The 10364-nt window shown below is 70.5% G+C and carries 10 protein-coding genes and 2 pseudogenes; 8 read left to right on the forward strand and 4 right to left on the reverse strand.

The window, feature by feature from the left end; genetic code table 11:
* Positions 1 to 83: 83 nt before the first annotated feature.
* Positions 84 to 497, reverse strand: coding sequence for an organic hydroperoxide resistance protein (locus VXC91_RS24805; RefSeq protein WP_329509542.1), 414 nt, complete (start codon positions 495 to 497; stop codon positions 84 to 86).
* Positions 498 to 629: 132 nt separating this feature from the next.
* Here VXC91_RS24805 and VXC91_RS24810 point away from each other — a divergent pair, with 132 nt between their 5' ends.
* Positions 630 to 1127 (forward strand): MarR family winged helix-turn-helix transcriptional regulator, encoded by a 498-nt coding sequence (locus VXC91_RS24810; RefSeq protein ID WP_329509543.1) that lies wholly within the window; start codon positions 630 to 632, stop codon positions 1125 to 1127.
* Here VXC91_RS24810 and VXC91_RS24815 read toward each other — a convergent pair.
* The gene (locus tag VXC91_RS24815; RefSeq protein WP_329509544.1) at positions 1124 to 2794 is read right to left on the reverse strand and encodes a glycosyltransferase family 39 protein; all 1671 of its coding nucleotides are present in this window, start codon (positions 2792 to 2794) and stop codon (positions 1124 to 1126) included. The two genes, VXC91_RS24810 and VXC91_RS24815, sit on opposite strands and share 4 nt — an antisense overlap.
* Before the next feature lie 242 nt (positions 2795 to 3036).
* Between VXC91_RS24815 and VXC91_RS24820 the strand changes: the two genes are divergently transcribed.
* From VXC91_RS24820 to VXC91_RS24830, 3 genes and pseudogenes are all read left to right on the forward strand, one after another.
* A complete protein-coding gene (locus VXC91_RS24820) occupies positions 3037 to 4251 on the forward strand; it encodes a glycosyltransferase family 87 protein (protein WP_329509551.1) in 1215 nt (404 codons plus the stop codon).
* A 37-nt stretch (positions 4252 to 4288) separates the two neighbouring features.
* Complete coding sequence (locus VXC91_RS24825; protein ID WP_329509545.1) at positions 4289 to 5884, forward strand: glycosyltransferase family 2 protein; 1596 nt, start codon at positions 4289 to 4291, stop codon at positions 5882 to 5884.
* A gap of 66 nt (positions 5885 to 5950) precedes the next feature.
* Positions 5951 to 6172, forward strand: a pseudogene (locus VXC91_RS24830) (UDP-glucose 4-epimerase GalE); the annotation flags it as partial.
* Positions 6173 to 6198: 26 nt separating this feature from the next.
* Here the strand turns inward: VXC91_RS24830 and VXC91_RS24835 are convergent.
* The gene (locus VXC91_RS24835; RefSeq protein ID WP_329509546.1) at positions 6199 to 7131 is read right to left on the reverse strand and encodes an oxidoreductase; all 933 of its coding nucleotides are present in this window, start codon (positions 7129 to 7131) and stop codon (positions 6199 to 6201) included.
* Between the two features lie 98 nt (positions 7132 to 7229).
* Here VXC91_RS24835 and VXC91_RS24840 point away from each other — a divergent pair, with 98 nt between their 5' ends.
* Together VXC91_RS24840 and VXC91_RS24845 are read left to right on the forward strand one after the other, a co-directional pair.
* Positions 7230 to 7829 carry a TetR/AcrR family transcriptional regulator gene (locus VXC91_RS24840; RefSeq protein WP_329509547.1) on the forward strand — a complete coding sequence of 200 codons (600 nt, stop codon included), beginning with the start codon at positions 7230 to 7232 and terminating at the stop codon, positions 7827 to 7829.
* Between the two features lie 74 nt (positions 7830 to 7903).
* Positions 7904 to 8071: pseudogene (locus VXC91_RS24845) on the forward strand (ADP-ribosylglycohydrolase family protein); the annotation flags it as partial.
* 78 nt (positions 8072 to 8149) lie between these two features.
* On the opposite strand, the gene VXC91_RS24850 reads toward VXC91_RS24845, so the two are convergent.
* A complete protein-coding gene (locus tag VXC91_RS24850; protein ID WP_329509548.1) occupies positions 8150 to 8776 on the reverse strand; it encodes a TetR/AcrR family transcriptional regulator in 627 nt (208 codons plus the stop codon).
* A gap of 258 nt (positions 8777 to 9034) precedes the next feature.
* Between VXC91_RS24850 and VXC91_RS24855 the strand changes: the two genes are divergently transcribed.
* Positions 9035 to 9949 (forward strand): ABC transporter permease, encoded by a 915-nt coding sequence (locus tag VXC91_RS24855; protein ID WP_329509549.1) that lies wholly within the window; start codon positions 9035 to 9037, stop codon positions 9947 to 9949.
* On the forward strand, positions 9942 to 10364 hold a 423-nt coding region (locus tag VXC91_RS24860), incomplete at its 3' end, for an ATP-binding cassette domain-containing protein (RefSeq protein WP_329509550.1). The genes VXC91_RS24855 and VXC91_RS24860, both read left to right, overlap by 8 nt.

Below are 10364 nucleotides of genomic sequence, written 5' to 3' on the forward strand. Positions count from 1 at the left end.
GCCGGGAGGAGGTACCGGCGCCGGGCGCGGGCGCGTGTACGGCCCGTACGTCCTCGAAGGCGGAGGGGCCGCGCGTGGTGCGACTACTCGACGACGAGCTCGACCGGGACGTTGCCGCGAGTGGCGTTGGAGTAGGGGCAGACCTGGTGGGCCTGCTCGACCAGCTTGCGCCCGGTCGCCTGGTCCACGGACTCCGGCAGCTCGATGCGCAGGGTGACCGCGAGACCGAAGCCCTCGCCCTGCTTGCCGATGGTGACCTCGCCGGTCACCGCGGCGTCGCTGACGTCGACCTTGGCCTGCCGGCCGACCAGGCCGAGGGCGCTGGCGAAGCAGGCCGCGTAGCCGGCGGCGAACAGCTGCTCGGGGTTCGTGCCCTGGCCGCTGCCGCCCATCTCCACCGGGACGGCCAGCTCAAGGTCGAGCTTGCCGTCGGAGGTGACGGCACGACCGTCACGGCCGTGGGTGGCGGTGGCGACGGCGGTGTACAGCGCATCCATGGAAAACCATCCCTCTCGAAGTCATCTTCGGCGGCCGGACCTTCTGTCCCTCCGGACCGCCTCACGGAGATAAGTAGAGCACACAATTTAGTTGGACACAACTGAATCACTCGCCAGGGCTATCCTGGAGTCATGACGACCACGCCGATCCCCAGCGCCGAGGCCTCCGCGAGCGAGGAGTTCCTGCGCCTGGACCGCCAGATCTGCTTCTCGCTCCACGCCGCGTCCCGCGCCTTCAACAGCGTCTACCGTGTCGTCCTCAAGGACCTCGGGCTCACGTATCCCCAGTACCTCGTGATGCTGGTGCTGTGGGAGCACGGCGAGTTGCCGGTGAAGAGCCTCGGCGAGCACCTGCGGCTGGACTCCGGGACGCTGTCGCCGCTCCTGAAGCGCCTGGAGGCGGCGGGCCTGGTACGACGCGAGCGCAGCCGCGAGGACGAGCGGTCCGTGCGCGTCCACCTCACGGACGAAGGCACGGCCCTGAAGAAGCGCGCGCTGCTGGTGCCGACCCGGATCGTCACCGCTACCGGTTTCGAACTGGAGGACATCATGGACCTCCATGCCCGGCTCGACCGGCTGACCCAGGCGCTCGACGCGGCGGCGCTCGAGGAGGCACCGGGCTGCGTCTAGACAGCAGGCCGGGGCGCTTCGCGACGTACATAAAGTCGAAGGGTGACACCGCGGCGGACGTACTCCTCACGGATGATGAACTCCTGCGTCACCAACGCGAGCTTGGCGCGCTCGGTGGGGTTCGGGGGAGTCCAGGTGGACCCCGGTGCGAACGGCCCGCTGACCACCCACACGTAGGTCAGGCCGCCGAGCCGGCGCCGCAGCTCCCTGGGTCCCACCTCCCGCCCGTACAGCGTCCCGTCTTCGGCGGCGGGCATGTCCAGCGCCACGTCGCGGACCCCTCCGAAACCGGCCGGATAGGCCAGCGCCGACCGCCGCTCCAGCGACGGCAGGAACAGCACGGGATCCCCGGGCCGCACCTGCCGGCCCACGAGGGCGGAGACACCGGCCAGGTCGTCGGGCCGGTGGTCGGCCCGACGGTCGGCCCGGAGCAGGGGGAACTGCACGAGCAGCACGGCGCAGACGGTGAGCACACCCAGCAGGGCACCGCCCCGGTACCGGACCCATGAGGAGGGCGGGACGGCCCCGTTGGAGCGGGACGTGGACATGCGCGGCGCGTGCCGGAGGGCGATACTGCCTCCGTGGCCCGCGGGTCCACGGGGCGCGGGCAGCAAAGGTCCGCCGGCGGCCACACCGCCGGCGTACGACGTCTGCCGGGGCACGGTGGGCACGCGACGATGCCCCGTGCGCAGCCGGCTCAGGACACCGGCCACCCGCTCGGCCCCCGCCGCGGCCAGCAGGGGCGCCCCGGCCAGCGCATACAGCACGTACCGGTCGTCATAGAGCGGCGAGACCTGCGACACCCCCATCAGCACGGCCGGCGGAATCACCATCAACGGCAGCGCCACCCCCGCCGGCGACAGGTCCCGCTTGGATCTCGCCATCCCCCCAGCCAGCGCGATCAACACGAGATACGGTCCCAGAACCACCGGTGAGGGCCCCGCGAACCGCTCCAGCAGCTGCTCCACGCTCCGCCCGTCCGGCGCCGCCAGCCATGCCACCTGCTCCGCCTGCCCCCACGAGACCAGGACGAGCGGCAGCAGCACGGCGACGACGGCCCCGGCCGCGCAGCCCCAGCGCTGCCACACCGTCCACGGCACCCGCGCGAGCGCCAGGGTGCAGGCGTGCGCGAGCAGCACCAGCACGGCGAACTCGTGCAGCAGACATGTGACGGCGAGGACCACCCCGTACGGCCACCACCTCCCGCCCCGCACGGCCCGCACGAGCAGCAGCGTCGCGCCCACGACCCCGGCCGCGACCAGCGCGTACGAGCGGCCCTCCTGCGCGTAGTGCCCGACCATCGGCGTGACCGCGTACAGCAGGCCGGCCCACAGCCCGACCCTCGGTCGGCACAGCCGCGTACCCAGCGCGGCGACCAGGCCCGTCGCCGCGACCGCACCGCAGACCGAGGGCAGCCGCAGCAGCACCTCGCCCGGGTGGACGGCCAGGACCATGTGCATCAGCAGGTAGTACAGGCCGTGCACGGCGTCCACACTGCCCAGCAGGTGCCAGATCTGCGGCACCGAGCGGCGCGCGACCTGGAACGTGACCGCCTCGTCGCGCCACATCCCGCCGCGGTCCAGTCCCCACAGCCCGATCGCGAGCATGACGACGACGGGCACGAGGACGGCCAGGCACTCCGTACGCCTCTCCGACAACCGACTCATACCCGCATTCAACATGCCCGATTTTTGTACTATTAACTAACCTTTACAGGGAGTTGACGGCGTATCTGCGCACATGCGGCATGCGGACGGCCTACTATCCGGGCTTGATGAGTGTCTCGAAGAGTGCCACGGGGTCCCGAACGACCGTAGCCGCGCCCGTTTCGCCGCCCCTTGTGAAGAGAATCCGCACGACGGATCGGTTGCTTCTCCTCGCCGCCGGCTGGCTCGCCACCCGCGCCCTGATGCTGTGGCTGCTGACTCACGACCAGTACGCCCTGCTCGGCCGGGACGGGGTCGCCCGGGAGGTGTGGAAGCTGTACTTCCACTGGTACGGCGTCCTGCGGCACGGCGCGTTCCCGTCGGGCGACCAACTGTGGCAGTACCCGCCAGGAGCGGGCGCGGTGCTGCTCTCACCCGCAGTGCTGCCGGGCTTGACGTACTTTCAGGCATTCGTGGTCCTCACGCTGCTCACGGACGCCGTGATCGCACTCGTCCTCACCCGTGCGGGCACCCGCCCGGGCCATACGCTGCTCGGCGCGGCCCTGTGGACGGCAGGCCTGCCGCTGCTGCTGCACATCCCGCTCGCCCGGTACGACGTCCAGGTCACCGCCTTCGCGGTCGTCTCCCTGCTGACCATGTCGCACTCCCCGCGGGCCGCCGGCGCGTTCGCGGCACTCGGCGCCCTGGTGAAGGTGTGGCCGGCGCTGGCGCTCATCGGCACACCGCGCGGCCGTACGACCCGACAGGCGTGGACGACCGCCCTGGTCACCGCGGTCACGCTGCTCGCCCTCATGGCGACCCTGTTCCGCCACCCGTTCGACTTCCTGCGCCAGCAGGGCGGCCGGGGCGTGCAGATCGAGTCGCTGGGCGGCACCGTCCTGATGTTCGCGCGCCGGGCCGGCTGGCCGGGACGCACCCGCTACCAGTACGGGGCGGTCGAGTTCGTGGGTCCGCATGTGCACCAGGTCGCTTTCTGCTCGCTCGCGCTGACCGGGGTCGCCTTCGCTCTCATGCTCCTGTGGCGGCTGCGGAACCGCCGCTGGACACCGGCGACCCCGTACGACGCGGCCCTCTCCGCCGTCCTGCTCTTCACCGTGACCAGCCGGGTGATCAGCCCTCAGTACATGATCTGGCTGATCGGCCTGGCCGCCGTCTGCCTGACGTCACGTCACACCACCCAGCGGCCGGTGGCCCTGCTGCTCCTGGCGGCCACCGCCGTGAGCGCCGTCGAGTACCCGGCGTACTACGAGGAAGTCATCAACAGCACCTGGACGGGCTGTGTGCTCATGCTCGTGCGCAACGGACTGCTGACGATCGCCGCGGTCGTGTCCCTCGTCCGCCTGTGGCGCTCCGGACACCCCCTGGCAGAACGGCCGGAACCGGACGCACCGTCATGGAAACCGGACAGAATTCCTGCACTTTTCCGTACAGGTGGCGAATTGCCTCTTAACAGATGATTACCAGGTATCCCTGATGTTTCGGCTCGTGGAATCGATGCACCCACACGATGCACAGGTCAGCGTCGTCGTCATCGGGTACGACGACGCCACCCATGTGACGGACGCGGTGTGTTCCGCCCTCGCCCAGGGCGGTTCCGTCCGCGAGGTGATCGCGGTCGACGACGCGTCGACCGACGGCAGCCCCGAACTGCTGGACACCCTCGCGGCCGAGGACCCGCGCCTCAAGGTCGTCCGCAGAACCGCCAACAGCGGCGGCTGCGGCACCCCGCGCAACGACGGGATCGACGCGGCCACCGCCCCGTACGTGATGTTCCTGGACAGTGACGACCTGCTGCCACCGGGGGCGGTGGACGCCCTGCTCATGGCGGCCGTCGTGCACGGGACCCCGCTCGCCGCGGGGCTCTGTGTGCGCCGCGAGCTGCCCTCCGGTCGCGAGACCCCCTGGCAATCGGAGCTGTACGAGCGACCGGCCCTGATCTCCCGCCCCTCGCAGCGCCCCCGTCTGGCGTACGACACGCTGTGCGTCAACAAGCTGTACCGCACCGATTTCCTGCGCGAGCACGGCATCCGCTTCCCCGAAGGCCGGTTCCCCTACGAGGACTTCGTGTTCGGCGCGCGCGTCCTGGCCGCCGGACCGAGCATCGCCCTGGTCCCGGACACGGTCTACATCTGGCATGTCCGGCGCTCCGCACAGCGTCTGTCCATCTCTCTCGACCGCGCCGACATCGAGAACTGGAAGGCGCGCACGGAGTCGAACCGGCAGGCGTACGAGATCCTGCTGGGCGCCGGTGAGAAGCGGCTCGCGCGCGCGGCACGCACCACCTTCCTCGATCGCGGACTGCGCCTGTACGCACGGGAACTCCCGCTCCGCGACGCCGAGTACCGCCGCGAGTGGTGGAAGCACACTCGCGCGTATCTCTCGGCCTTCGACGCGGCCGACCTCGCGCAGGCATCCGTGCCGGGCAGGGTCGTCGCACAGGTGGTGCTCGCCGCCGAACAGCCGCGTGACCTGCACCGGCTCAAGGAGCTGGCGGCCCGTCCGGCGCGGCTCACCCCGCCGTACGCGAGCACGGCGGACGGCACGCCGGTCTGGTCGGAGGAGCTGCCGCAGGTCCAGTTGGAACACCTGCTGTACCGCCCGGTCCGGCACCTGCCGATCGCCGTCGACGCGGAACTGCGCCCCCGCCTGCGGACCACCCGGCTGCGGCTGCGCCTGCACGAGTTGTACGGACGGGTGGAGAACGCGCGTCCGGCCAGGGTGGATGTGGAGTTCGTACTGCGTGAGGGCGGCGCCCGGGTGGGCCTGTCGTACACCGCCACGCTCCGACGGGATGCGGAGTCGGGCGGCTGGACGGCCGAGACACCCGTGGACCTGGCGGCGCTCGGCACCGGTACCTGGGACCTCTCGCTGATGCTCCGCTTCGACGACGGCACGAGCCGCGCCACCACGGCCCACGCCCTCACCGGGCCCGGTCTGCTGCGCCGCCGCGTGGTGCCGAGCCTGAGGCACGGCGTGCTGCTGGTGCAGCCCCACGCGACGCACTCGGGGACCCTGGCCCTGCGGGTGGCGTGGGGGGCGCGAGGAATGTCGTCCGTTCTGGGCCGCAGGCTGCGGCGCCTGGCTCACTGAAAGTGAACGCACCGACACGGCGGGCCGACTGACGAGGGGACGGCCGGACATGACCTGGCTGATCACGGGCGGCGCCCAGGCGTGTCGGTGCGCGAGATGGTCGACCGCATCAATGCGATCACCGGCTACGGCAACCCGCCGACGGTGACCCCCCGCCGCCCCGGCCCGGGTCGTCGCTCGGCCGGCCGCATCGCGCGGAAGCGGGGCTGGACGGCCAAGCACGACATGGAGGACATGATCACCTCGGCGTGGGAGGGGTGGGTCCGGAAACATCCGGAGGCGGCACGGGCACAGAGCCCGGGCGGCCGCCGCCCTCAGGCCGTCACCTTCGTGCGCTTCGGAAGGCGCGGGAACACGACACCGGTCAGCTCCTCGGAGACCGTCCACAGACGGCGGGCCGACTCCGGGTCGCTGGCCGCGTGGGAGCGGCCGACCAAGGTCGGTGCGCCGCGCATCTCACCGAGACCGTCGGGGCCGGTGTAGCTCGCGCCCGGCAGATCCCGGGTCGCCGCGTACAGGGTCGGCAGCGCACCCGCCTGGTTGTCCTGGGCGAGCACGCGGTTGCCGATCCGCATGGCGACGCGGCGCACGACGCTGGCGTCGTGGCCCTGGAGGTTGGTCGCGGCCCAGCCCGGATGCGCGGCGAGGGCCCGCAGCGGTGAACCCGCCTCGGTCAGGCGGCGCTGGAGCTCCAGCGTGAACAGCAGGTTGGCGAGCTTGGACTGGCCGTACGCCACCATCGGCGCGTATTCACCGGTCAGGTTCAGGTTGTCGAAGTGGATGTGCATGCCGGCCGGGAGGCGGTGCGCCCCGGAGGAGACCGTGACCACGCGGTCGGTGATGTGCGGCAGCAGCAGGTTGGTCAGGGCGAAGTGCCCCAGGTGGTTGGTGCCGAACTGCATCTCGAAGCCGTCCTTGGTGGAGGCCTCGGGGATGTTCATGACGCCGGCGTTGTTGATCAGCAGATCGAGGTCCCCCTGCCAGTCCGCGGCGAACTCCCGTACGGAGGCGAGATCGGCGAGATCGAGACGGCGTACCTCGACGCTTCCCTTCGCGTCGCGAACGGTCGCGGCGGCGGCCTCGCCGCGCCGCACGTCCCGCACGGCGAGCACCACATGGGCGCCCGCGTGGGCCAGTGCGTCGACGGTGGCGAGTCCGATGCCGCTGTTGGCGCCGGTGACGACGGCGGTGCGGCCGGTCTGGTCGGTGATGTCGGAGGCGTTCCACTTGCGTTGTGTCTGAGGCATGTCCTCAATGTAGGCGGCGCCAACAATGCTGTCAATGACAACAATGGTGTCGCTGTCCACAATGTAGGCGCCGATCACATCCTCGATACACTGCCCCCATGCAGACCCGTCGTCGTTACCACCACGGAGACCTCCGCGCCGCACTGCTCACCGGTGCGGAGGACACGATTCGGGAGAAGGGACCCGCCGCGCTGTCCCTCCGGGAACTCGCGCGCGACCTGGGCGTCAGCCATGCCGCCCCGAGCCGCCACTTCAAGGACAAACAGGCACTGCTCGAGGCCCTGGCACTGGTCGGCTTCGACCGGATCACACAGACGATGACGGCAGCCCTGGTGGGGGCCGGCGAGTCCTTCGCCGGCCGGCTGGCGGCGGGGGCACGCGCCTACGTGGACTTCGCCGTCGCCAACGCCGAGCTGCTCGACCTCATGTACTCGATCAAGCACGCTCCCGAGGCGTCCGAGGAACTCAGCGCCGCATCCCAACGGTGGACCGAGCAGATGATGAGCCTGATCGCCGAGGGCCAGCGCCGCGGAGAGGTGCGCGAGGGCCCCCTGGAGCGCGTCGGCACGGGGGTCTTCTCCACCCTCCACGGCTATGCCACCCTCGTGGCGAGCGACTCCCTGCCGGAGGAGATGCCCGGAGGGGGCCTGGACGAACTGGTGGCGTACATCCTGCGGGGCTGCGCTCCGGACAAGTAGAACCGAGCCCCCCGTACGGCTTCTGCGATGACCGGCTCCCGAGCCCCGCTCACCGCTCCCGCGCCCGGCGCGCCATCGTCGCGGTCCTCTGCTCCGCCACCGGCGACGCACTCGGCGCACCCTTCGAGTTCGGCGCCGAGGGCGCGTTCTCGGCACGCTTCCCGGAACCGGGCCACGGCGGCGAGATGTGCGGGGACGGCGGCTGGGAACCGGGCGAGGTGACCGACGACTCGCAGATGGCAGGGCGCTTCCGGGGACCCTCACGACCGTCCGACCGGACCACCGCGCCCGCTCGCGTCGGCGGCGCACCTGGCCGGCCCTCACAACGCCTTGAGCGCCCCCGCCGTGGCCCGGGCCAGCCCCGCCAGGTACCCCTTCGGCAGTTTCGGGCCCCGCACCACCACCGCCCGCCAGTACAGCGGGCCCGAGATCAGATCGAGGGCCAGGTCCACGTCGATGGAATCGCTGATCTCGCCGCGGGCGGCGGCCGCGGCGACGACACCGCTCGCCACGCTCTGCTGGCCCTCGCGCAGCGCCTTCTGCATGGCCTCTGCGATGTCCGGGTTGCGGGCTGCCTCCGCCTGGAGGTCCGGGATGATCTGGCCGGCCACCGGGTGGCGCAGGGCGCGGGACGTCACCTCGTACAGGAGTCTCAGATCGCCCTCCAGGGAGCCCGTGTCGGGGGCCGGCAGGCCCTGGACCGCCACCGCCGAGACCAGGTCGAGGACCAGGTGCAGCTTGGAGCGCCATCGGCGGTACACCGCCGTCTTGCCAACGCCCGCCCGCCGCGCGATGCCCTCGATGGACATGCGGGCGTAGCCGACGGCCGCGAGTTCCTCGAAGACGGCCGCGCGAATGGCTTCCGTCACGTCCTCGCGGAGGACGGCCGCGCCCGCGGGGGCCCGGCGGCGCCGTTTCACCTGGGGAGTGCCGGCGTTCGTGGTCATGCGAACCAGCATAGGGCGTGACGACGAAACGGTTGCGTTCCGACGTGAGATCGGCTTAGGCTCACCTTGCGACGATACGGTCCCGTCTCGACGCAAAGAGCAGTCGTTCACACCCCCAAGAGCTGTACAAGACCCAAGAGCAGAGCAAGACCCCGGCAAGAAACGTGAGAAATGCCGGAAAGCGGAGCCACCGGGGCCATTACGACGGAAGACTGCGGACCGGTTCGCGCACCCGACCCCCGAGCGAAAGCAGCGGATGTGAGCCAGGTCCTCCACACACCGCCCCCCACGGCCACCGATCCGGCCGAGACCCCGGCGCAGCTCGCCGCACGGTACGGCCTCGCAGTCAGCGGTGCCCGCCCCTCCCTGCCCGAGTACGTCCACCAGCTGTGGGCACGCCGCCACTTCATCACGGCCTTCGCCACCGCCAAGCTGACCTCGCAGTACAGCCAGGCGAAGCTCGGCCAGGTCTGGCAGGTCATGACCCCGCTGCTGAACGCCGCGGTGTACTACTTCATCTTCGGTGTCCTGCTGCAGACCAAGAAGAATGTGCCGGACTACATCCCGTTCCTGGTGACGGGCGTGTTCATCTGGACGTTCACCCAGAGCTCGATCATGGCGGGCACACGCGCGATCTCCAGCAACCTCGGGCTGGTGCGCGCCCTGCACTTCCCGCGCGCCGCGCTGCCCATCTCCTTCTGCCTCCAGCAGCTGCAGCAGCTGCTGTTCTCGATGGCCGCCCTGGTCGTGATCCTGCTCTGCTTCGGCGTGCCGATCTCCATCTCCTGGCTGCTGGCGATCCCGGCTCTGGTGCTGCAGTTCACGTTCAACGCCGGTGTCTCGATGATCTTGGCCAGGCTGGGCGCGAGGACGCCGGACATCGCCCAGCTGATGCCGTTCATCCTGCGTACCTGGATGTACGTGTCGGGTGTCATGTGGAGCATCGACAAGCTCACCAAGAACGACAATCTTCCGCACCTGGTGACGGTGGCGCTGAAGCTCAACCCGGCCGCCGTCTACATCGACCTCATGCGCTTCGCGCTGATCGACAGCTTCCACGCGCACCAGCTGCCCCCTCACGTGTGGGCGGCGGCGACGGGGTGGGCCCTGCTCGCCGGTGTCGGCGGCTTCATCTACTTCTGGAAGGCTGAGGAGACGTACGGCCGTGGCTAACCCGAACAGCGACGAGCGCATCCCCACCGTCATCTGCGACGGCGTCGACATCGTCTACCGCGTCAACGGCACCGGGGCGGGCCGCGGCTCCGCCACCGCCGCGCTCAACCGCATGCTGCGCCGCAAGACGGCGGAGAAGGCGGCGGGCGTGCGCCTGGTGCACGCCGTCAAGAAGGTCTCCTTCACCGCGTACAAGGGCGAGGCCGTCGGCCTGATCGGTACGAACGGCTCCGGCAAGTCGACGCTGCTCAAGGCCATCGCCGGACTGCAGCCCGTCGAGAACGGCAAGATCTACACCAACGGCCAGCCCTCCCTCCTCGGCGTGAACGCGGCCCTGATGGGCGACCTGACCGGCGAGCGCAACGTCTACCTCGGCGGCCTCGCCATGGGCATGTCCCGCGAGCAGATCAAGGAG

The sequence above is a fragment of the Streptomyces chiangmaiensis genome (assembly GCF_036281785.1).
Taxonomy (GTDB): domain Bacteria; phylum Actinomycetota; class Actinomycetes; order Streptomycetales; family Streptomycetaceae; genus Streptomyces; species Streptomyces chiangmaiensis.

What these genes read in the sequence shown, in the direction of transcription:
- VXC91_RS24835 (WP_329509546.1), bottom strand. Translation starts at nt 7,131, where the DNA reads ATGCCTCAGACACAACGCAAGTGGAACGCCTCCGACATCACCGACCAG.
- VXC91_RS24815 (WP_329509544.1), bottom strand. Translation starts at nt 2,794, where the DNA reads ATGAGTCGGTTGTCGGAGAGGCGTACGGAGTGCCTGGCCGTCCTCGTG.
- VXC91_RS24850 (WP_329509548.1), bottom strand. Translation starts at nt 8,776, where the DNA reads ATGACCACGAACGCCGGCACTCCCCAGGTGAAACGGCGCCGCCGGGCC.
- VXC91_RS24810 (WP_329509543.1), top strand. Translation starts at nt 630, where the DNA reads ATGACGACCACGCCGATCCCCAGCGCCGAGGCCTCCGCGAGCGAGGAG.
- VXC91_RS24825 (WP_329509545.1), top strand. Translation starts at nt 4,289, where the DNA reads ATGCACCCACACGATGCACAGGTCAGCGTCGTCGTCATCGGGTACGAC.
- VXC91_RS24840 (WP_329509547.1), top strand. Translation starts at nt 7,230, where the DNA reads ATGCAGACCCGTCGTCGTTACCACCACGGAGACCTCCGCGCCGCACTG.
- VXC91_RS24805 (WP_329509542.1), bottom strand. Translation starts at nt 497, where the DNA reads ATGGATGCGCTGTACACCGCCGTCGCCACCGCCACCCACGGCCGTGAC.
- VXC91_RS24820 (WP_329509551.1), top strand. Translation starts at nt 3,037, where the DNA reads ATGCTGTGGCTGCTGACTCACGACCAGTACGCCCTGCTCGGCCGGGAC.